This window comes from Streptomyces sp. NPDC026092, from assembly GCF_040638605.1.
Lineage (GTDB): Bacteria > Actinomycetota > Actinomycetes > Streptomycetales > Streptomycetaceae > Streptomyces.
The window spans coordinates 156,482-176,832 of record NZ_JBEZYN010000008.1 but is presented as its reverse complement, the minus strand read 5'-3'; the positions used below and the strand labels follow the sequence as shown (position 1 = coordinate 176,832).

General features: G+C 72.2%; 17 protein-coding genes and 2 pseudogenes. 9 read left to right on the top strand and 10 right to left on the bottom strand.

Going from position 1 to position 20,351, the window contains the following annotated elements:
- Positions 1–80 precede the first annotated feature (80 nt).
- The 5 genes and pseudogenes from AB0F56_RS15820 to AB0F56_RS15800 all read left to right on the top strand — a co-directional run.
- Positions 81–1,034, top strand: a pseudogene (locus tag AB0F56_RS15820) (acyl-CoA desaturase); the annotation flags it as partial.
- A gap of 251 nt (positions 1,035–1,285) precedes the next feature.
- Positions 1,286–1,690, top strand: coding sequence for a hypothetical protein (locus tag AB0F56_RS15815; RefSeq protein WP_362009124.1), 405 nt, complete (start codon positions 1,286–1,288; stop codon positions 1,688–1,690).
- 42 nt (positions 1,691–1,732) lie between these two features.
- Complete coding sequence (locus tag AB0F56_RS15810) at positions 1,733–2,599, top strand: MBL fold metallo-hydrolase (RefSeq protein ID WP_362009122.1); 867 nt, start codon at positions 1,733–1,735, stop codon at positions 2,597–2,599.
- Between the two features lie 553 nt (positions 2,600–3,152).
- Positions 3,153–3,740, top strand: coding sequence for an ATP-binding cassette domain-containing protein (locus AB0F56_RS15805; RefSeq protein WP_362009120.1), 588 nt, complete (start codon positions 3,153–3,155; stop codon positions 3,738–3,740).
- The gene (locus AB0F56_RS15800) at positions 3,737–5,500 is read left to right on the top strand and encodes an ABC transporter ATP-binding protein (protein ID WP_362009117.1); all 1,764 of its coding nucleotides are present in this window, start codon (positions 3,737–3,739) and stop codon (positions 5,498–5,500) included. The genes AB0F56_RS15805 and AB0F56_RS15800 overlap by 4 nt, the downstream gene beginning before the upstream one ends.
- A gap of 198 nt (positions 5,501–5,698) precedes the next feature.
- Here AB0F56_RS15800 and AB0F56_RS15795 read toward each other — a convergent pair whose 3' ends face one another.
- From AB0F56_RS15795 to AB0F56_RS15780, 4 genes are all read right to left on the bottom strand, one after another.
- Positions 5,699–6,274 carry a hypothetical protein gene (locus tag AB0F56_RS15795; protein WP_362009114.1) on the bottom strand — a complete coding sequence of 192 codons (576 nt, stop codon included), beginning with the start codon at positions 6,272–6,274 and terminating at the stop codon, positions 5,699–5,701.
- 164 nt (positions 6,275–6,438) lie between these two features.
- Entirely contained in the window at positions 6,439–7,242 is an 804-nt protein-coding gene (locus tag AB0F56_RS15790) for an SGNH/GDSL hydrolase family protein (protein WP_362009111.1), read from the bottom strand.
- A 145-nt stretch (positions 7,243–7,387) separates the two neighbouring features.
- The gene (locus AB0F56_RS15785; RefSeq protein WP_362009109.1) at positions 7,388–7,972 is read right to left on the bottom strand and encodes a hypothetical protein; all 585 of its coding nucleotides are present in this window, start codon (positions 7,970–7,972) and stop codon (positions 7,388–7,390) included.
- A 49-nt stretch (positions 7,973–8,021) separates the two neighbouring features.
- Positions 8,022–8,771: a lysophospholipid acyltransferase family protein gene (locus AB0F56_RS15780; RefSeq protein ID WP_362009106.1), complete on the bottom strand. Its 750-nt coding sequence runs from the start codon at positions 8,769–8,771 to the stop codon at positions 8,022–8,024.
- A 351-nt stretch (positions 8,772–9,122) separates the two neighbouring features.
- Between AB0F56_RS15780 and AB0F56_RS15775 the strand changes: the two genes are divergently transcribed.
- Positions 9,123–10,565 (top strand): S1 family peptidase, encoded by a 1,443-nt coding sequence (locus AB0F56_RS15775; protein ID WP_362009103.1) that lies wholly within the window; start codon positions 9,123–9,125, stop codon positions 10,563–10,565.
- A gap of 17 nt (positions 10,566–10,582) precedes the next feature.
- Here AB0F56_RS15775 and AB0F56_RS15770 read toward each other — a convergent pair whose 3' ends face one another.
- From AB0F56_RS15770 to AB0F56_RS15760, 3 genes are all read right to left on the bottom strand, one after another.
- Positions 10,583–10,714 carry a hypothetical protein gene (locus AB0F56_RS15770; RefSeq protein WP_362009100.1) on the bottom strand — a complete coding sequence of 44 codons (132 nt, stop codon included), beginning with the start codon at positions 10,712–10,714 and terminating at the stop codon, positions 10,583–10,585.
- Between the two features lie 217 nt (positions 10,715–10,931).
- Positions 10,932–11,813 carry a diacylglycerol kinase family protein gene (locus AB0F56_RS15765; RefSeq protein WP_362009097.1) on the bottom strand — a complete coding sequence of 294 codons (882 nt, stop codon included), beginning with the start codon at positions 11,811–11,813 and terminating at the stop codon, positions 10,932–10,934.
- A 44-nt stretch (positions 11,814–11,857) separates the two neighbouring features.
- Positions 11,858–13,453: an FAD-binding oxidoreductase gene (locus AB0F56_RS15760; RefSeq protein ID WP_362009094.1), complete on the bottom strand. Its 1,596-nt coding sequence runs from the start codon at positions 13,451–13,453 to the stop codon at positions 11,858–11,860.
- Positions 13,454–13,527: 74 nt separating this feature from the next.
- On the opposite strand from AB0F56_RS15760, the gene AB0F56_RS15755 reads away from it, so the two are divergent.
- Together AB0F56_RS15755 and AB0F56_RS15750 are read left to right on the top strand one after the other, a co-directional pair.
- Entirely contained in the window at positions 13,528–14,127 is a 600-nt protein-coding gene (locus AB0F56_RS15755; protein WP_362009092.1) for a helix-turn-helix domain-containing protein, read from the top strand.
- A complete protein-coding gene (locus tag AB0F56_RS15750; protein ID WP_362009090.1) occupies positions 14,124–15,692 on the top strand; it encodes a glycerol-3-phosphate dehydrogenase/oxidase in 1,569 nt (522 codons plus the stop codon). Before AB0F56_RS15755 ends, AB0F56_RS15750 begins: the two co-directional genes overlap by 4 nt.
- A gap of 466 nt (positions 15,693–16,158) precedes the next feature.
- Here the strand turns inward: AB0F56_RS15750 and AB0F56_RS15745 are convergent, their stop codons facing one another.
- Complete coding sequence (locus AB0F56_RS15745) at positions 16,159–17,946, bottom strand: serine/threonine-protein kinase (protein ID WP_362009088.1); 1,788 nt, start codon at positions 17,944–17,946, stop codon at positions 16,159–16,161.
- A gap of 69 nt (positions 17,947–18,015) precedes the next feature.
- Positions 18,016–18,292: pseudogene (locus AB0F56_RS15740) on the bottom strand (alpha-ketoglutarate-dependent dioxygenase AlkB); the annotation flags it as partial.
- Positions 18,293–18,512: 220 nt separating this feature from the next.
- Between AB0F56_RS15740 and AB0F56_RS15735 the strand changes: the two are divergent.
- Positions 18,513–19,112, top strand: coding sequence for an NUDIX domain-containing protein (locus AB0F56_RS15735; RefSeq protein WP_362009085.1), 600 nt, complete (start codon positions 18,513–18,515; stop codon positions 19,110–19,112).
- Positions 19,113–19,489: 377 nt separating this feature from the next.
- Here the strand turns inward: AB0F56_RS15735 and AB0F56_RS15730 are convergent, their stop codons facing one another.
- Entirely contained in the window at positions 19,490–20,308 is an 819-nt protein-coding gene (locus tag AB0F56_RS15730; RefSeq protein WP_362009083.1) for a DUF427 domain-containing protein, read from the bottom strand.
- Positions 20,309–20,351 lie beyond the last annotated feature (43 nt).

The following is a 20,351-nucleotide window of genomic DNA, read 5'->3' as shown; positions in this document are numbered from 1 at the left end:
GACGGCCCGCCGGGCGGAGCCAGGGGGTGAGGGAGCTTCGTCGGGCAGAGCCGTCCGTGCGACACGCACCGCGCTGCCGTAGGGGCGTCCTGCTGTTCTCGATCTTCCCGCCCGCGTGGCTCATCGGCACCGCCGGCCTGTCCGTGGCGAAGATCATGGAGAACATGGAGATCGGCCACAACGTCCTCCACGGCCAGTGGGACTGGATGCGGGACCCGAAGATCCACTCCACCACCTGGGACTGGGATCACGTCTCGCCGGCCGAGCAGTGGAAGCACTCGCACAACGAGCTGCACCACACCTACACCAACGTGATCGGCAAGGACAACGATCTCGGCTACGGCATCATGCGCGTCGACGAGGACCAGAAGTGGCACCCGTTCCACATCGGCCAGCCGCTGTGGAACTTCATCAACGCCTGCTTCTTCGAGTACGGCATCGCCGCCTACGACCTGGAACTCGGCAGGAACCTGCACAAGCACCGCCGCAAGAACCCGGAGTTCCGCGCCCGGGCCAGGGCCGTGGGCCGCAAGATCCGCAAGCAGGTACTCAAGGACTACGTGATCCACCCGCTGCTTTCGGGCCCGTCGTTCCTCACCACGCTCGCCGCCACGTTCACCGCGAACCTGGTCCGCAACATCTGGTCCCACTCGGTGATCATGTGCGGGCACTTCCCCGAGGGCGTGCAGGTCTTCGAGCGCCGGTCGATCGAGGGCGAGACGCGCGGGCAGTGGTACCTGCGCCAGATGATGGGCTCGGCGAACATCAGCGGCAGCAAGGCCATGCACTTCATGACCGGCAACCTGTCGCACCAGATCGAGCACCACCTGTTCCCGGACCTGCCGAGCAACCGGTACGCCGAGGTCGCGGTCAAGGTGCGCGCCCTGTTCGAGAAGTACGAGCTGGAGTACGTCACCGGGCCGCTGCCCAAGCAGGTGTACTCCGCGTGGCACAAGGTCTTCCGGCTCTCGCTGCCGAACAGGAAGCCCAAGGTCACGACGCCGGGCCGCGAGCAGGAGCTCGCCGCGGCCTGACTCCCGGTACCGGCTCAGACCCTTCGGCCGTACCGACGGCACCGCCCTGCCGGCGCCCGCAACCCCTTCCCGTACGACGGGAACGCGCCGGTGGGCACCGGGTTCGGCACCACCGGCCGGGGGGCCGACGTCGCGTTCACCCCTGCCGGACACCTCGAGGTGTACGACGGTGCCGGCACCCCCGTCTGGACCTCCGCCACCTACGGCAAGCCCGCGGGCGACACCCTGCGCCCACCGAGCCGGCGGGAGCCGTGGCCTCGTACGTCTCCGTCATGTCCTGCAACGGGTACGTGCTGGCCCTGCGGCGGGACGGCAACCTCCCCCTGTGCACGTACGACGGTGACCAGGTAGGGGACAGCGGCACCGCGGGGGTCGGGATGGACGCCATGTTCATCCAGAGCAGCGGCAACGAGGGCGGCAGTCTCGAGATCTACGGGTCCACTGGATCCACGATCTGGTCCTCCCACCGTTTCGGTGGCACCGCGGGCACCCGGATCCAGCTCGCCCCGACAGGCCTGCAGATCGCTTCTCGCGCGCAGATTGCCGAGCCGCATAGGCAGATGATCGCGGAGGAGGAGCAGGCGTCCGGGTGGTCGATCACCACGGTGTGGGTTACGGCGATGATTTTCGGTCTGCCGGCTCGTCTATGTATGTAGCGGGTGCGTTCCACCGGCACGACCGCCCACAGAAGGAGTGCCATGCTGAGACAGGTCGCGGAGGGTGTGTTGACGCACCAGAGCGAGTTGCTTGAGAACAACGCCGTGGTGGTGCAAGGCCAAACCGGCGTGCTGCTCGTCGACCCCGGGCTGACCGAAGCCGAAATGGCTTGCCTCGCGGACGACCTGCGCGAGTTGGGTCAGAGCGTGGTGGCGGGCTTCGCGACGCATCCCGACTGGGATCACGTGCTCTGGCACCCCGAGTACGGCGAAGCGCCCCGGTACGGCACCGCCCGCTGCGCGGCGCGTATGCGAGAGGTACGGTCGGACCCGGCCTGGAAGGCACACGTCGCCGAGGGGCTGCCGCCGGAAATCGCCGAGGAGACACCGCTGGACCTCTTCGGCCTCATCACCGGCCTGGCGGCCGGAACAGCGCACATTCCCTGGGAGGGCCCCCACGTCCAGATCATCGAGCATCCGGCGCATGCCCCGGGTCATGCGGCGCTGTTGATCGCCGAACGCGGAGTCCTCGTCGCCGGCGACATGCTCTCCGACGTCCTGGTTCCGAACCTCGACGAGTTGAACGCCACCAACGACCCCGTCGCGGAATACCTCGTCGGACTGCGGCTGCTCGAGAACGTGGCCGGCGAGATCGATGTCGTGGTGCCCGGCCACGGGTCAGTCTGTGGAGCCGATGAGGTACACGCCCGGATCGAGCAGGATCGGGCGTATGTGCTCGCCTTGCGTGCGGGCCGTGTTCCCGGTGACGCGCGGGTCGGCTCAACAGCCAAGCCCGGCTGGGAGTGGACCACCGATATCTCCGTCGAGCAGGTCAAGCGCCTCGCTGAACGAAGCGAGCGCGGCGGCACGCCCGGTCACCGATCGGCTCACGACCCGTTCGAGTCGTAGGCGGCCGTCACGGATCCGTTCTCTGACGGGACGGGCGTGATCATGACGATGGCCGCGTGAATCGCCGAGGACGACGAGCACTTTGTCGGGCTCTTGGCCTCCACCGTCGGGCGGGCCACGGATCTGGTCGCCGGCTACCGGGTGGTCAAGGGGAAACGTGCCGAGGCCGAGGCGACCAGGAGGTACCGGCAAGCGAGCCAGGAGACCCTCGCCGGGGCCGAGCGCAATGCGGGGCTGCTGGGGAGGTTCCTCGCCGGCGCGGGTGCGGTCAGCGGCACGTTCGTCGCTGCGGTGATGGGGCTTGCGGGCTGGTTCGCCGTGGACGGGCGGCTGAGCATCGGCGAGCTGATCGCCGCTGTCGGCCTCACCCAGGCGCTGCTGCCGCAGATCCAGTCGATCGTGAGCGTCTCCATCCCCAATCTCGCCGGAGCCCGCGCCGCGTCCGCGCGCGTCATCGACGTGCTGCGCGGCCACGGCAGCGGGAGCCCCGGGCAGGACGACAGGACAGGGGCAGAGGTCGCGCAGGTGCCGGTGGTGGAGGTGTCCGCGCCTGGTGCGACGATCCGGGTGGACCCGGGGGAGTTCGTGGGAGTACGCGCCGACGACCGGACCGCCGCCGGCATCGCCATGGGCACTGCTGGACCCGCGGGCCGGCGGCGAGGTGGAGGCCCGGCTCGACGGACTCCCGGCGCGGGAGCTGACCGCGCAGGAGTACCGCTCCCGGGTCACGGTCGCGCCGCACCGGGCCACACTGTTCAGCGGAACGATCCGCGACAACCTCACCGTCGGCGCCGGCGCACCCGAGCTGGTCGATGGCGCGGTGCGAGCCGCGGCGTGCGACGACTTCGCCGACGATCTCGACCTCCCGGTCGGCGAGGACGGCAACCGCCTCTCCGGTGGCCAACGCCAGCGGATCGCGCTCGCCCGCGCACTGGCGAGCGACGCGCCTGTGCTCGTGCTGCACGACCCGACCACAGCCGTGGACCCGGTCACCGAGCACGCGATCGCCGTGCGTCTGCGCGGCGTCCGCGCGGGCCGCTCCACACTGCTGATCGCCTCGTCCCCGGCGCTGCTCGGGCGCTGCGACCGCGTCGTCGACCTGATCGAGGACGCACCCCTGCACGGAAGGACGATGGGATGAGCGTGGCATCCGCTACGACCGGGCACGCGCTGCCCGTCGCGGGCGGCCGGGCGACGGCCAGGGAGGTCCTGCGGCTCAGCCGCGGACATCGGCTCCGGCTCGCCGCCGTCGGCGTGGTCGGGATCGTCGGCACCGCGGTCGACCTGATCCCGCCGGTGGCGATCGGGTACCTCGTCGACCGGGTGCAGTCGGGCACCGCAGGCCTAGGCACCGTGCTGACCGTCACGGCCGTCATGGCGCTCTCGGCGGTCCTCGGCGCCGCAGGCATCGCAGTGACGATCGTGCACGCCACCCGCATCTACCACACCGTCCTCGCAGCGCTGCGCGAACGGCTCGTGAACCGCGCCATGTTGCTCCCGCAGCACGTCGTCGAGCGCGCCGGAACCGGGGACCTGATTTCCCGGTCCAGCGACGACGTCACCGCCGTCGCCGATGCCGCCGCCGCGGTGATTCCCGCGCTCACCGTCACCACGTTCACCATCGTCGTGTCGCTGGGCGGGCTCGCGGCGCTGGAATGGCCCTACGCGGCCACGTTGGTCATCGTGCTGCCCGTGTACGCACTCGCCATGCGGTGGTACCTGCGCACCGGGCCTCGGGTGTACCGGGCCGAGCGCGCGGCGATGAGCGCGCGTGCCCAGCAGATCCTCGAATCCCAGCGCGGTTACGCCACCGTGCTCGGCTTCGGGTTCGCCGAGCACCGTCATCGCGCCGTGATGACGGACTCCTGGGGTGTCGCGGTGCAGTCGCTGCGGGCACGCACCGTGCAGAGCATGCTCAACGCCCGGCTCAACCTCGGCGAATGCCTGAGCCTGGCCGCCGTGCTCGTTGTCGGATTCGTCCTCGTCGACCACGGATCCTCGACCGTCGGCGGTGCCACCACTGCCATGCTGCTCGTGCTGCGTCTGCTGGGGCCGGTCAACCAACTGCTGTTCGTCATCGACACGCTCCAGTCGGCGCTCGCCTCGCTGAGCCGCATGATCGGAGTCGTCACGATCCCGACGGCGGACGCGGTCGACGCGACGACGACGCCGGTAGACCCGGCAGACACAGCCACCGCCGTTCGGCTCCGGGAGGTCGCGTTCGGCTACGCCGGCGGTCCACTCGTGCTCGACGACATCAGCCTCGACATCCCGGCCGGTCAGCACCTTGCGATCGTCGGCCCGTCCGGGGCAGGGAAGACCACGCTCGCCGCCGTGATCGCGGGAGTTCACCGACCTGGAGCCGGGGACATGACCCGTCCCCGCCGCACCGCGGTGATCACCCAGGAAGTACACGTGTTCGCCGGGACGCTGCGAGAGAACCTCACGCTCGCCGCCCCCGACGCCACCGACCTCGAAATCCGCGCCGCGCTCGAAACCACCGGCGCGGCCGATCTGCTGGACCTGTCGGCGGATGCCCTCGACACGGTGGTAGGCACTGGCGGACATCCGCTCACCGAGGCACAGGCGCAACAGCTCGCCCTCGCCCGCCTGCTCCTCGCCGACCCCGAGCTGGCGATCCTCGACGAAGCCACCGCCGAGGCCGGTTCCGCCCATGCCGAGCGCCTCGACGGCGCCTCGGAGGCGGTCCTCGCCGGCCGGACCGGCATCGTCATCGCTCACCGGCTCTCCCAAGCCGCTACGTGCGACCGGATCGTGGTCATGGAAGCCGGCCGCGTCATCGAGACCGGCACGCATGACGAACTCCTCACCGCCGGCGGCACATACGCCCGGCTGTGGACGGTGTGGCAGGCCGGGCAACACATCGGTGCGAACAGGTGAGGGCGGCGCCGGCGGACAGCACGTCGGCGGTCTCGTCGGTGGGTCCGCCCCGGCTGCTGCCGCCGGCTACGTTGATGCGGCGGCCTAGGGCAAGACGCGGGAGCGGGCCCCGGTGGACCAGGCCGCCGCCCGCGTCGGAGGCCCGCCGGAGCGTCCGGGCGGGCCGCCCGGACGCTCCGTCACACAGTGGTCGCCGGGTCAGCAGCCGCCGCAGTTGTAGAAGGTCACGTCCCAGTGGTTGCCCTCGTCGGCGTAGACATTGCCGGCACCGGACCTCCACTGCGGAGCGCCGTCGCCGCGCACACCGATGTAGGTGAACGTGTTCTTCACGTAGTTCGTGACGCAGGTGGCCTTGGAGAAGTCGAGCTTGTAGCCGTTCCAGTGCGAGTACGTCCCGGAGGCGTGGCCGGTCTCCGTGCCGCCCGTGATGTTCAGGGCGCAGCCGCTCGCGCTCCTGAGGGTCTGGGCGCCCTGGGCGGTGGCGAGATTGAGCTGCTCGAAAGAGGTGCAGGTGGGGTTGTTCCGGTCGGAGCAGCCGCCGGACGAGGACCAGGTGATCCCGGAACTACGGAACATCGAGGTGGCCGTGGCGTGGCTGATCTTGGTCGCGGCGTGAGCGTCGGTCGCACCGCCGATGACGCCCACGCCGGGGGCGAGGAACGCGCCGAGCACGAGCGCGAGGGCGGTGAGGACCGAACGAAGAGCGGTTCCCGGTGTCCGGCTCGTGGCCGTGTCGGCGGCCCGAGGGGTGTTCGGGGCCTGTGGATGCTTCATGGGCTTTCCTCTCGGTGCGGATTGCGGCGGATGGAAGCGTGGAGCCTTTCGAGCCGGTTGAGTTGGTGGAACTGGTGGCACTGGTGGACCGCAGGGTCTACCCGCGTCGACTCCTGGGCGCGGGAGGCCCTGGAACACGGCCCTGGAACGCCGGGGCAGGAAGGTCAGGCGGCCGAGCGGAACGCCGGGAGGTAGCCGCTGGACTGCCCCGTGGCCGTGGGGTGGTAGCTGTTGGAGACGGGCACCGTGAGGCTGTGGAGCCAGGCGTTGCCCGAGCAGATCTCGTGGCCGGTGAACTCGTCCACGACGCTGGAGTACGTGAATCCCGCGTTGGCGGCCTGCTTCGCGAGCATGCCGTTCAGGGCGTCACCGCCCCGGTTGATCGCCGCACGCTCGGTCTCGCTCAGCCCGGCGATGCAGCTGCCGCCGAGCTGGTAGAAGCGCGGGTAGCCGAGCACGACGACGTGAGCCTGGGGGGCCCTGCTGCGGATGGACGCGTAGAGGGACGAGAGGCTGCCGGGCAGGGTGTTGTCGATCTGCGAGATCGCGGAGTTCACCGCGTTGACGCAGGTCGCCTCGCCCTGCAGGACGCAGGTCTGCATGATGTTCGCGAACCCGACATCGTTGCCGCCGGCGGTGACGCTGACCAGCGTGGTGGAGCTGTTGAGCGGGGTCAGCTGGCTGTTCTTGACCGTACCGGTGGTCGCTCCCGAACAGGCGGTGAAGGAGAACGAGGCCGGCGCGTTGGCCGCCGCCCACAGGGACGGATAGGCCTTGCTGCTGCGCTGGCAGCTGCCGCTGTCGGACAGGTAGCTGCCGGCGCCCACTCCCGAGGAGTAGGAGTCGCCGACGGCGACGTAGCGCTCCCCTGCCGCCGTGGCGGCGGAGGCGGGTTGGGCGAGGCCGAGGGCGGTGGCGGCCATGGCGAGGAGTGCGGGCAGAACCCATCTCAGTCTGGATGCGTACATGACAAACAGCTCCATAGGGTGGTGTGGGGGCAGGAGTTGTTGAAGCGTCACTCTTGTAGCAGTGATCGACATCCTCGCGATAGACGCGTGGATCGGATTGTTTCCGTGAGCCCCCGATACACCCCGAGACTCGGATGAGGGTGTGTCAGGCCGCCGTGCCGTAAGGGGCGGACGACCAGCGCCGGATCACCTGAAGACAGACGGTCGCGGCCACCAGGAGACGCCGCTGCTCGCTCTCGGTCCGTGGGTCCGGTTCGACCTCGTACCGCTGCAGACCGTCCATCGACCGCCATGTCGAGACCGTCACCCGGCCCACCGCGCGGTCGAGCTGGTCGTGGACGAGCCAGGTCCGGCCCATCACCGCGGTGCGGGTGAGTCGCAGGGCGCCGCTTCCGGTCCGTACGTCGAGCCGACGCGTGCGGTTGACCCGGCCCGGTGCACGGGCCTCACCGAGAGGCAGGCCGTCACCGTCGGTCAACCGGAAGCGCGGCCGGGCGATCACCCCCTTGGAGACGAGGTCGACACCCAGCACGGACCGGCCTGCGAGGTCCTGGAGGACGTACGCGAAGGTTCCGCGCTCGTGCAGGTGCGCCAGGACCGTGCCGTCCTCGGCCGCCACGTGCATCCTGGGACCGTGATAGCGGCGCAGGACCGGCCGCTTCGGCTCGGCGAGGATCAGCCTGCCGAGGGTGAACAGCTCGTGGACCGGGCCCGTTTCGTCTCCGCCCATGCCGTGGCCCCTCCGCCGTCACTCCCACCGCCGCCCCGAGTATGGCCGGTCACGCGCCGTGCCGAGTAGCTCCGTGCGCGGCCGAGTTGTCCCGCGCGCCGATCGTGGCGACCCGCCCTCGGCCGACCCGTCCTCGGCCGGACGGTCGTGAGCCTCCGGCCGCGCACCGCTGGGCGGCCGTGCTCCACGCGTGCGTCACGGACTGCCGGGCCGTGTGGGTCGCGGCGGCCGTGTCGGCGGGCAGCCGCGGTGGCGTCCCGATGTGGACGTGCAGGCGCGGCCGGCGCAGCGGCGCGGTGAGCAGTCCGGCCAGCTGCTTGGTGGCGCCGCCCGAGGTGATGCGGCGGGCACCGGCCTGGCCGAGAGGGACCAGCGGGACCCCGGCGGCCGCCGCCAGCCGGGCGGGCCCGCTGCGGAAGGCCTGCGGCGGCGCGTCCGCCGAGTCCGGGCGGTCCGGGATGCAGCCCTCGCCGTAGACCAGGACGTGGCGTCCGGCGCGCAGCGCGGCCTCCGCTCCGGCCAGGGCCTCGGCGGCCCGCGCGGTCCCACGGCGCACCGGCACGTATCCCTCGCGCGTCAGGGCACGGCCCAGGAGCGGAATGCGCCAGAGGCCGGCCGCGCAGAGCACGACGGGCTCGATGCCCATACGGCGCAGGCCCGCGAGGACCACGAGCGGGTCGGCGAGGCTGGTGTGGTTGGCGACGATCACGGCGCCGCCCTCGGGTACCCGCGCGATGTCGGCCGTGACGGCGAGCCGCCCCAGGAGGGGGACGACTGCGGAGGCGAGGCGGCTGAGCATGCGGGGCCTTCCTGACTGACGGTCGCGGGTGCAGGCCCTCATCGTCGGACCACGGCACCGCGGCGGACCTGAGCGCCCGTACTCATCCGCGCGCGTGTCCCCGGACCCAGGGCTGAGTACGTGTGTCACGCCGCCGACAGCTCATCGGCCCGGCCGCTTGTCCCGATCCGCGAGCCTGCGAGCCGCGAGGAACTAGTCACGGGCCGCGTTTCGCGGCGAACTCCGTTGCGGGAATCGGCAGATGCGGCTCGGGCTGAACACGCGCCTCCTCCCGCACGTACTGACGGTCGGGCCCCGGTCGGCGGGGCCGTAGGTGGTCGAAGCGGCGCGGCGGCACGACGAGGGAGAGGGATGAGGCACGCACGACGGGGCGTGAGGCGGGTGATGCGGCTCGCCGCCGCAGGCGGGCTGGTCTGCGGTTCGCTGATGGTCTCGTACGCGGTGGCCGGCGAACCGTCGGAAGCGGGCACGGGCACGGTCGGGACTCTCAGGACGGGAGGTGATCCGACACGGGCGGCGGCGGAGATCGTGACCCGGCTCGGCGACACCCGTACCGCCGGCAGCTGGACCGGCGCGGACGGCCGGACGGTGGTCGGGGTGACGGACGCCGCCGCGGCGGCCGAGGCCAGGCGGGCGGGTGTGGCGCCGAAGATGGTCCGCCACAGCATGGACCGCCTGCGCGCCGCGACCGAGACCCTCGCGGCGCAGCCCCGGGTTCCGGGCACCGCCTGGGTGACGGACTACTCCTCCAACCGGATCGTCGTCCGGGCCGACAGCACCGTCTCCGCCGGCGACTGGTCACGGCTCTCCAGGGTGGCCGGGAGCATGGGGGACGTCGTGCGGATGGAACGTACGGAGGGCAGGTTCACCACCCGGGTGAGCGCGGCGTCCCCCATCTTCACCGACGGCGGCCGGTGCTCGGCCGGCTTCAACGTCACCGACGGGCGTGACGTCTTCATCCTGACCGCCGGACACTGCGGCGGCGCTGGAACGACGTGGTTCCGGAACCCGGACGACTCGCGCCCGCTCGGCACCACCGTCACCGCCGACTTCCCGGGTGGTGACTTCGCCCTCGTACGGTACGAGGACGGCGCGTCGCTCGACGGGGCCGACATGGTGACGCTCGGCGGGCAGCGGGGCATTCGGATCGTCGGTGCGGCCGAGCCGGTCGTCGGCCAGCAGGTCTTCCGCAGCGGCAGCACCACCGGGCTGCGCGCCGGCCGGATCACCGCTCTCGACGCGACCGTCAACTACCCCGAGGGCACCGTCACCGGGCTGATCGAGACCACGGTCTGCGCGGAACGCGGAGACAGCGGCGGCCCCCTGTTCTCCCGGGGGCTCGCCCTCGGCGTGACCTCCGGCGGCAACGGCAGCTGCGCGCGGGGCGGCATCACCTACTTCCAGCCCGCGCTGACGGCGATGCAGACGCTCGGGGTGAGGCTGGTCGACCGGGACACCGACCCCGGCCGGCAGCCGAGGCCCGGCCTGTCCTCGCCCACGTCGGGGGTCCCCTCCGACGGCTCGACCACGGACTCCCCCTCGCCGCGGCCCACCTCCTCGGCCGACGCCCAGGTGGGTCCTCCCGGAGCGCCACCGGGGGCGGGCGGCACGGGAGGCGGTTCGGGTCCGGGCACCGTCTCCGGGATCGTGGACGACTTCGGGCCCCTGGGGGGTGTGGCGCCGGGCCTCGGCGTCGTCGGGGCGAGTCTCGTCCTGCTGTTGATCAGCCGCTGGATCGAAGCCAGGCAGGGCAGGCGCAACTACCAGGACTACTACTCCCAGACGTGGGCCTGATCCTCTGACGGAGCGGGTCACCACCAGTAGGCGGGGTACCTCGGTGAGGTCCGGCGGATGCGGGAGCCGGCGTACCCCGTCAGCACGAGCAGGACCGTCGCACCGAAGAGCAGCGGGACGAAGCGGGCGGGCGCGGGAGTCTGGAGCACGATGACGACGGCCGTGGCGCAGGCGGCGGAGTGGGGTGTACGCGCGAAGGTGGTCAGCGCCAGGGTGAGGCCGGGCGACGGCCGCGGTCCACGCGTTGCTGCCTGGGCGGGCGGCCCGTGGTCGTACGAAGAGGACGGGGGACCGCGTCCCGGCCGTGGGTCTGGGACGGCCGGGACGCGGCCCTTCCGTCCCGTGGGGGGCAGAGGGACGGAGGGGTCAGACCAGGACGTTGAGCGCCCCCGGCTGCACCCGCACCGTCACCGGCAGGGTCGCGTCGACCTCGCCGTCGGCGCCGTACGGGAGCGGGCGGTCCGCCTCGATGCGGATCTCCTTGCCGCGCAGGATCTCCACCTGGGGGCGGTTCACGTGTGCCCCTGTCTTGAGCTCGTTCATCGTCGCGAAGAAGTGGCGCTTGGGCGCGTCACCGATCACCACCACGTCCAGCAGCCCGTCGTCGACGCTGGCGCCGGGCGCGACGTTCCGGCCGAAGCCGTAGAAGCCGGAGTTCGCGGCGACCACGGTGTAGCCGGAGCGTTCGTGCAGCACCCCGTCGACGGTGATCCGGTACGTGGCGGTTCTCCATGCGAGCACGGCCCGCAGGCCGCCCGCGTAGTACGACGCGGCACCGCGCAGCAGACGCGAGGCGTTGGCGTGGCTGTTGGCGACCGCGTCGACGCCCGCGTACACGCTGCCGAGGACGGAGATCCGCGCGTGTGTCGCGGACTCCACCTCGATCGTGTCGACCGCGCGCGGTGCGCCGTCGAGCAGCACCCGTGCGAGCCCCGGGGCGTCGGTGGGAAGCCCCAGCGCCCGGGCGAAGTCGTTGCCGCGGCCTGCGGGGACCAGGCCGAACACCGTGTCCGTACCGCTGAGCGCGCCGCCGACGCACCCGGCCATCCCGTCACCGCCCACGGCGAGCACGACCTGGCCCTGTGCTCCCGCCCGGCGGGCGAGTTCCTGCGCGTGTTCCAGGCTGCGGCTGTACACGGTGTCGAGCCGCGCGCCCGCTTCACGCAGCAGCCGGGCCAGCGGGAGCAGGGCCGCTGTCCCGCTGGATCCCCCTGCGGTGGGGTTGACGACGGCGGTGAACTGTCGCATGGATCAGGCCTCCGGACGGGAGAAGGGGTCGGTCGACGGGACGGTCAGCGGACGGGGATGAGCACCCCGGGGCTGAGCACGCCCGACGGGTCGACCTCCGCCTTGACCGCCTGCAGCACGCGCACTCCCAGCGGGCCGATCTCGCGGGCGTACCAGTCGCGGTGGTCGGTGCCGACGCCGTGGTGGTGGCTGATGGTGCCGCCCGCCGCGAGGATCGCGTCGTTGGCCGCACGCTTCACGGGGGCCCAGTGGGCGACCGCGTCCTCTCCCTGCGCCGAGACGACGGTGAAGTACAGCGAGGCACCGTTCTCGTAGGTGTGCGAGATGTGGCACATGACGAGCGGCGGGGTTCCGGCCTCGGTGAGGGAGTTCGTGAGCGCCTCGCGAACCGCCGTGTACAGCTGGGGCAGCGTGGACCAGAAGCCCGCGGTCTCCAGCGTCTCGGCGAAGGCGCCGGCGTCGAGCAGGGCGTCGCGCAGGTAGGGCGCGTTGTAGCGGCCGTGCTCCCACCGGTCGCCCGGCTCCTCGCCGACGTACTCGCCGCCGCAGGCCAGCAGGATCTCGCGGGCGGCGGCGCGCCGGGCGGCCGTCTCCTCCTCCGTGCCCTCGTAGCCGGTGATCGCCATGCAGCCGGAGCTCGCCGGGGCGTCGGCGGCGCCGATCGCGTCCGGCTGGGCGAGTCCGATGAAGGTCTCGGTCTCGTCCGAGAGCCGCAGCACGGTCGGGCGCGGGCCGTCCTGCGCGAGCCGGCGCAGGGCGGCGGACCCGGCCTCGAAGGAGGCGAAGCGCCAGCCCTCGTAGACACGCTTCTGCGGCAGGGGACGGATCCGCACGGTCACGGCCGTGATGACTCCGAGGGCTCCTTCGGAGCCGAGGATCAGCTGGCGCAGGTCGGGGCCGGCGGCCGAGCGCGGGGCGCGTCCGGTCTCGAGCGTGCCCTCGGGGGTGGCGACGGTGAGGGCGAGGACCATCTCGTCGAAGCGTCCGTACCCGGCGGAGGCCTGGCCGCTGGAACGGGCCGCGGCGAAGCCGCCGACGGACGCCCACTCGAAGGACTGGGGGAAGTGGCCGAGCGTCCAGCCCTTCTCGTTCAGCAGCGCCTCGACCCGGGGTCCGCGCAGGCCCGGCTGGAGCGTCGCGGTACGGGACACCTCGTCGACGGCCAGCAGCTGGTCGAGACGGCGCAGGTCGAGGGCGACGAACGGGCGCTTCGTCTCGGGAGTGAGGCCGCCGACGACGGAGGTGCCACCGCCGAAGGGGACGACGGGAAGGCCGTGGGCGGCGCAAGCGCGCAGCACGGCGAGCACCTCGTCGTGGTCGGCGGGGAGAACCACGGCGGCCGGGATGTCCTCGACCTCGCCGGCGCGGATGCGGAGCAGGTCGGGGGTGGACTTGCCGCGGGTGTGCCGGATCCGGCTCTCGGCGTCGTCGCGCAGCGCGTCCTCGGCCCCGAGCGCCGACCGCAGCGCGGTGCGCGCCTCGTCGGTCAGGACCGGGGCGGGGAGCTCGATCTCGTCCAGGGTCGACGGTCCGCTCTCCCGGGGGGTGACGCCGAGCAGGTCACGCAGCAGGCCGGTCACCGCGTCGGGCAGGGGGGCCGCCTTGGCCGGATCGCCCCAGCCGCTCCACAACATGTCCATTTCGAGATGTTCCTCTCGGTCTGATTCACGGACGGTGCTGCCGCTCGGCCCGTACTGGCATTACACTGTGACAGATGACGCCCATTCGTCACAACCACTCGGACGCAGATCCCGTGCTGGACGCCGCCCGCGACTGCGTGCTCGCCGTCGGCGTACGGCGCACGACCCTGACCGACGTCGCCCGGCGCGCGGGCGTGTCCCGGATGACGCTGTACCGGCGATGGCCCGATGTCCGCAGCCTCGTCGGCGACCTGATGACCCGTGAGTGGATCGCCGTCGCCGCCCAGGCCATGCCGGCCGCCGGCGACGGCCGCCCCGTGCGGTCGCGGATGGTGGACGGGCTCGTCGCGGGCGCCGCCGCGTTCCGCGCGCACCCGCTCTTCCGCAAGATCCTCGACGTGGATCCCGAGTTGCTGCTGCCTTACATCCTCGACCGCCGGGGCGCGAGCCAGGAGGCCTTCCTCGGGCTCCTCGTCACGGCGCTCGGCGAGGGGCACGCGGACGGGTCCGTGCGCCGTGCCCCCGCGGACCTGCAGGCGAGGTCCCTCCTGCTCGTCGTGCAGTCCTTCACGCTCTCGCTGCGCACCATGACCGACGAGAGCGAACCCGAACTGAGCGAAGCCGCCTTCCTCGACGAGCTGCGCACCCTGCTGGAGAGGACCCTCACCCCATGAACTCCCAGAGCAGCCCCTCCCTGCCCGGCTCCTCGCTCGACGCGGAGCGCCGGAGCCGTGAGCTCGCCGAACTCGCCGACGGCGCCGAGGTCGACGTCCTGGTCGTGGGACTCGGCGCCACGGGCGCGGGAACCGCGCTCGACGCGGCGACCCGCGGGCTCTCCGTCGCCGCGATCGACGCCCACGACCTCGCGTTCGGCACGTCCCGCTGGAGCTCCAAGCTGATCCACGGCGGGCTGCGCTACCTCGCGAGCGGACAGCTCGACGTCGCCCACGAGAGCGCCGTCGAACGCGGGATCCTGATGGAGCGGACCGCTCCCCACCTGGTCCGCGCCCAACCCTTCGTCCTCCCCCTCACCCCGCTCGTCAGCCGCGGGCAGGCGGCCCTCGCGCGCGCCGGGTTCCTCGCCGGCGACCTGCTGCGCGTCTCCGCCCGAACGGCGCGCACGACGCTGCCGGCCCCGCGCACGCTCTCCGCCGTCGAGACGCGCCACCTCGCCCCCGCCCTGCGCCCCACGGGACTGCGCGGCGGACTGCTCTCCTGGGACGGCCAGCTCACCGACGACGCCCGGCTGGTCACCGCGATCGCCCGCACGGCCGCCGCGCACGGCGCCCGTGTCCTCACCCGGACCCGCGCCCTCGAACTCACCGGCGACGGCGCCCGGGTACGCGACGAGACGACCGGCCAGGAGCTGCGCATCCGCGCACGCGTCGTCGTCAACGCGACCGGCGTGTGGGCGGGCGGCCTCGTCGAGGACGTACGGCTGCGGCCCTCCCGCGGAACCCATCTCGTGCTGCGCGACGTGGACCTCGGCCGGCTCTCCGCGGGCCTGCACATCCCGATCCCGGGCGAGACCAACCGATTCGTCCTCGTCCTCCCCCAGCATGACGGGCGGGTGTACGTCGGGCTCACCGACGAGCCCGTCGACGGCGACGTACCCGACGTGCCGGAGGTGCCGGAGACCGACATCGGCTTCCTTCTCGACGTCCTCGGCTCCGCCCTCGACGTCACCGTCCGACGCGCGCACGTGGTCGGCGCCTTCGCGGGTCTGCGGCCCCTCCTCGACACCCGCGGGGAGGGAGGCCGCACCGCCGACATCTCACGGAAGCACGCGGTGCTCACCTCACCCGACGGGATCGTCACGGTGGTCGGCGGCAAGCTCACCACGTACCGGCGCATGGCGCAGGACGCCGTCGACGCCGCCGTGGCCGCCCGAGGGCTCACCGCCGGCCCCTGCCGCACCGCCTCCACGCCGCTCGTCGGCGCGGCACGGCCGCGGACCCTCGCCCAGCTCGACGTGCCCGCGCGCCTCGTCCGCCGGTACGGCACCGAGGCGACGGCCGTGCACGAGCTCGGCGTCCAGAACCCGGAGCTCGCCCGGCCGGTCGTTCCCGACCATCCGGTCACCTGCGCCGAACTGCTCTGGGCCGTCCGTCACGAAGGGGCGCTGGACGCCTCCGACCTCCTCGACCGCCGCACCCGCATCGGGCTCGTCGCCAAGGACCGTGACACGGCTGAGGCGGCGGCGCTCGACGCGCTGGCCGGAACGGCCCGAACGGCCTGACGTCCGGGCGCCCGCGAAGCCCGGTGCTCCGCCCGGCGGGAAGTCTCCCGCCGGGCGGAGCGTGCACGGGCTGCCGGGCGGTCCGACGCCCACGCCGCCGACAGCCAGTGGTGCCATCTCTGCCTTGCCTGAGGGTAGGTGAATGAGAAGGCGCGACGCCGGTCGCGCGGGAAGGCCTCGAAGGGGGCATCCGGGCGGCCGCGCTGATCGGGCGGTTCACCGGCTGGCGGCACGGGATTACCGGTGCGCGGCCAGGCGTCCAGACATGGAGGCGTGTCGGGCCGGGGCCATGAGACCCGGGCCGACACCGATCCTGGCGGACGTGCCCGGCACCACGCAAGACGGTGCACCATGCTTTTTGAAGTGAAACCGTGAAGTAACTTATGAATCAGTGGTTATTAAGCGCTTCAGGTGCGGATTTCGTTGCCGTGCACCGGCCCTTGAAGACGGGCCGGTGCACGTCGGCTCAGGACGCCGGGTGGCTCGACACGACCTTTCCGCCGGTGTCGGCGGCGAGGTAGCCGACCGCGCTGTACTCGTTGATGAGGTAGAAGCGCAGGGTCGGGCGGTCGTCGTTGAAGGTCCAGCGGTCGACGATGACGTAGCGCATGTTCGGGTTGTCGACCTTCAGGTCCTTCTCCCCCTGCTTCATGAGCGCGGGGAGACCGTCCCAGGCCATGGCCGAGACGTCGAACGGCTGCTCGTCGGCGGCGTCCGCGGAGATGATTCCGCCGGGGCCGGTCCTCCGGGCCACGCCGTTGCGGTACTCGTATTCGTCGTAGGTCTTCGCGCCGGGCCGGGTCGGGATCTCGGCGAGGGCGTACTCCTCGTAGATCGTCAGCTCCTTCATCGTGGCCGAGCCACTGGCCTCACGGAGCGCCGCGATGACGGCGCGGACGTTCGCCGTCGTGAGAAGAGTGCCGCGGGGCGTGGGCGCGGTGTCGGTCTGCGTACCGCCGCCCTTCCCGGCGCCGGTGGCCGAGACACCGGCGCCCGGGGTCCGGCCCGCTGTCGTGGGAGTCGTGCCTCTCTTGCCCTCGGAACCCGTACCGCCGTCGGGGAGCAGATTCACGATGCCGACGGCGACCACGGCCGCCGCGAGGACGAGCGAGACGGCGAGCACGGCGGTACGGCGGTGGGTGGGGGGTGTGCGGGGCCCGGAGGGTGAAGCGGGCCGCGTGGGCGGCCCGAACCCGCCACCGAACCCGCCACCGAATCCGGCGGCCTGCGGGGAGGCGTGCGAGGGGACGGTGGGGGTGCCCCACGGCTGCGCGACTGGCTGCTGCTGCGGCTGCGCGTACGCGGGGTGGGGCTGCGACGTGGGACGCGGCTGGGGGTGGGGGTGGGGCTGCGGGTGCGGCGGGCCGAAGGGGCCGGGGGTCGCCTCCGCCGGTGCGCTCGTGCCGGAGTGCCCGGTCGCCGCCTCGGCCAGCAGCTGTTCCAGGCGCGCCGCGTCGGGACGCGACGCCGGGTCGCGTACCAGGAGTTGGGCGAGTACGGGAGCCAGCGCACCGGACCTCACCGGCGCCGGGATCGGGTCGTCGAGCACGGCGACGACCGTCGCGAGGCTGGTGGACCGGCGCAGCGGGTGGTGGCCCTCGGCGGCGACGTATAGGAGCATTCCGAGGGACCAGAGGTCGGAGGCCGGGTTGCCCTCCTCGCCACGCACCCGCTCGGGGGCGATGAACTCGGGCGAGCCGATCAGGTCGCCCGTGGCCGTGAGCCTCGACGTCGCCTCGCTGATCACGGCGATGCCGAAGTCGGTGAGGACGGCGCTGCCGTCGGGGCGGAGCAGCACGTTGGCGGGTTTGACGTCGCGGTGGTGGATGCCGGCGGAGTGCGCGGCGCGCAGGGCGGACAGAACCTGCCGCCCGAGCGTGACGACCTCGGGAACGGGCATGGGTCCCACGGCGAGTCGGTCGTACATCGAGCATCCCTCGACGAGCTCCATGACGATCCAGGGGTGCGAGCCGTCCTGGGGCTCGACGATGTGGTGGATCGTCACGACGTGGGGATTGGAGAGCCGCGCCAGCGCCCGTGCCTCGCGGACGGCGCGCTCTCGCATCTGGGCGGCGAGTCCGGGGTTCGCCTCCTCGATGGCGGGGTCGGGCGGACGTACCTCCTTGAGGGCAACATCGCGCTCCAAGGCGATGTCGCGTGCTCGCCAGACGGTGCCCATGCCGCCGCTGCCCAGTCGGGAGATCAGGTGGAAACGCCCGTCGACCAGGGGTCTTCGGTCCTCGCTCGCGCTCATGAGCGGTCATGGTATGCGGTGCCGGTGACAGGCGTACGTCGGCGGTCGCCGGCCGCCCGTGCACGCGGGTCAGCCCACGCCCCGGGGGCGGAACTGGACGCTGATGCGCGGCCCGACAGCGCGGCTCGTCTTGGGGACCGTGCTCCCAGGTGCGCTGGCACGAGCCGCCCATGACCACGAGATCGCCATGCCCGAGGGGGAGCCGGAGGGCGAGGTCGCGGGGGTCTCCGAGGGAGAGGATGGCGACCATGGTGTCGTGGGTGGCGGAGCGTCCCGTCCGGTCGCCGTGCCACGCGCCGCTGTCGCGGCCGTCGCGGTACAGGCAGAGACCGGCGGTCACGAAGGGGCTTCGAGGGGCGGTGCGGTTGAGAAGGTGGACCCCACCGAGCACTACCCAGGATCGCGGGGGACTCCTACCGGAGTTCATGGTCCGGTGCCTTCCAGGAAGTCGCGGCGGTTCCGCAGAGCTGTTCTCCCTGGCTGAAGCGCGGTTCCGGCAGGACACGCACGACGTCAGGAGAGCGGCCGTGTGCCACGGCGGTGGGGACCGGCCTAGGGTGGCCTCCGTGAGCCAAGGTGACGTTGTTCCGCTGGTCATGGACGAGGCAGCCGCGGATGCCTGCCACGCCTCGTGGGAATTCGACGACGCGCGCGCGTGGCTGGAGGAAGCCCGTCGGCGCCCGATGGAGCCGTTGGCGGCCGAGGTCTGGGTTACCGACCCTGCCTGTGAACTCGTGCTGCTGGTCAAGCACCGTGTTCGTGGATGGGTGCCGCCCGGTGGCAAGGTCGAGCCCGGCGAGGCGCCGCGCATGCCGGCCGAGGCATGGGCGGCGAGTTGCTCGGCCGCGGCCGTGATCCAGGACAGCCGGGGCTCGGACAGCGTGCGCTGGCCGACGCGCTGCATCGCCGCGGCGTTGTCCACGGAGAGGAGCCGGGCATCGGCGGGGAGCCGGTCGAGGATCGCGCGGGCCGTTGCGCCGGCCCCGCCGCACAGGTCCACCACTAGGCGGGCGTCGTCCAGTCCGGCCCGGCGGGCGAGGTCGCTGCTGGTGGTGTCGTACATCGACTTCGAGCCGACGCGCCCGAGTTGCTGGCGCAGTACCTGGCGGACCGGTATACGCCTCGCGCGGCCGCTGACCAGCGGAAACGGTCACGATTCGGCCTAGCTGCAGGCGGCTGGTCCGGGGATGGTCCGGAGCTTGGTCGGCACGGAGTGGGCCGCCGACCGATAGCCCGTAGCAGCGGCGAGCCGGAGCGGCCGCACGGTGACCGTCGGGGTGTGTCGGCCGGCGATGAGCAGCCCGAGCCGCGTGCCCCATACGATCGGCCGGCCCGCAATGGTGCGGCTGCAGTGCAGATGGACGGCGGGCTAGGAGACCTTGCAGTCGGCGCGATGTCATCCAGGGGGTGAGGGGTGCGATGACGTAGCTCCGCCGCCGCAGCCGCAGGAAGCTCGCAGGACGCCGGCGAGGAAAGGGCCGTAGATGCAGGGCGGCCTGGCCCTTCGGATGGCGCCATCCGAAGGGCCAGGCCCTGTGCGGACCTACCGCGACGGCCGACTGAAGAACGTGACCGGCCGTTCCCGCCGTACTCCGTCGACGACGACATCGACGGACTCGTCGTAGAAGGCCACCCGGTCCTTGATGATCCCTACGGAGGGCAGGGGGTCGGGGTAGCTCCACGCGATGTCAGGCCGCACGTCGGCGTCGCCGGCCCAGGACCAGTACTCGCTCGCCACGCCCTTGTACGGACAGCGGGTACGCCCGTCGGTACGGGTGAAGAGGTCGAGGCGGACGTCCTCCCGCGGCAGGTAGAAGCGCACCGGCAGGCCCGTTTCGAAGAGCAGAACCGGCGTGTGCGTGTCCGCGACGACCGTGCCCTCGATCTCGACCTGGACGTGTCGAGCGCTGGGCAGGGCGTCCACCCGCTTGTGCGGGTCGCGCGGGTGCACGAAAATCTCTTCCTCCTCCTCGTACCAGTGGTCGAGAACGTCGCGCCCGAACCATTCGAAGCTGATGTGGTGGGCCAGCTCCTCTCCGGGGTAAGTCCAGGCTGCCGCCCCGACGGTCCGGTCGGGGAGCACGAGGTCGTAAAAGACCGTCGCTCCCGCGTGACGCCGCCGGCCGGCAGGCCGCTCCGTCCGCCGCAGCAGGTCCGTCCGGACGTCCTCGGTCGGGAACGCGTAGAGGGGGACGGGGCGACCGGGCTCCCACACGAGAACCGGTCTACGGCTGTCCACGATCGTGAGCCCCCCTGCCGTCGCACGCACCCAGCGCTCGCTCGGCTCCCAGAAGACGCTGTCGGACTCGTCCTGGCGGCGTACGACGGGCACGGCTTCCGGGCCGGAATTCGGTGCGGTCATCGGTCTCTCCTCTCGCTCCGGTTCCTGCCTCCGGTCGCCCGGA

What these genes read in the sequence shown, in the direction of transcription:
- AB0F56_RS15745 (WP_362009088.1), bottom strand. Translation starts at nt 17,946, where the DNA reads ATGAGCGCGAGCGAGGACCGAAGACCCCTGGTCGACGGGCGTTTCCAC.
- AB0F56_RS15755 (WP_362009092.1), top strand. Translation starts at nt 13,528, where the DNA reads ATGACGCCCATTCGTCACAACCACTCGGACGCAGATCCCGTGCTGGAC.
- AB0F56_RS15790 (WP_362009111.1), bottom strand. Translation starts at nt 7,242, where the DNA reads ATGTACGCATCCAGACTGAGATGGGTTCTGCCCGCACTCCTCGCCATG.
- AB0F56_RS15775 (WP_362009103.1), top strand. Translation starts at nt 9,123, where the DNA reads ATGAGGCACGCACGACGGGGCGTGAGGCGGGTGATGCGGCTCGCCGCC.
- AB0F56_RS15780 (WP_362009106.1), bottom strand. Translation starts at nt 8,771, where the DNA reads ATGCTCAGCCGCCTCGCCTCCGCAGTCGTCCCCCTCCTGGGGCGGCTC.
- AB0F56_RS15795 (WP_362009114.1), bottom strand. Translation starts at nt 6,274, where the DNA reads ATGAAGCATCCACAGGCCCCGAACACCCCTCGGGCCGCCGACACGGCC.
- AB0F56_RS15810 (WP_362009122.1), top strand. Translation starts at nt 1,733, where the DNA reads ATGCTGAGACAGGTCGCGGAGGGTGTGTTGACGCACCAGAGCGAGTTG.
- AB0F56_RS15730 (WP_362009083.1), bottom strand. Translation starts at nt 20,308, where the DNA reads ATGACCGCACCGAATTCCGGCCCGGAAGCCGTGCCCGTCGTACGCCGC.
- AB0F56_RS15800 (WP_362009117.1), top strand. Translation starts at nt 3,737, where the DNA reads ATGAGCGTGGCATCCGCTACGACCGGGCACGCGCTGCCCGTCGCGGGC.
- AB0F56_RS15765 (WP_362009097.1), bottom strand. Translation starts at nt 11,813, where the DNA reads ATGCGACAGTTCACCGCCGTCGTCAACCCCACCGCAGGGGGATCCAGC.
- AB0F56_RS15785 (WP_362009109.1), bottom strand. Translation starts at nt 7,972, where the DNA reads ATGGGCGGAGACGAAACGGGCCCGGTCCACGAGCTGTTCACCCTCGGC.
- AB0F56_RS15750 (WP_362009090.1), top strand. Translation starts at nt 14,124, where the DNA reads ATGAACTCCCAGAGCAGCCCCTCCCTGCCCGGCTCCTCGCTCGACGCG.
- AB0F56_RS15760 (WP_362009094.1), bottom strand. Translation starts at nt 13,453, where the DNA reads ATGGACATGTTGTGGAGCGGCTGGGGCGATCCGGCCAAGGCGGCCCCC.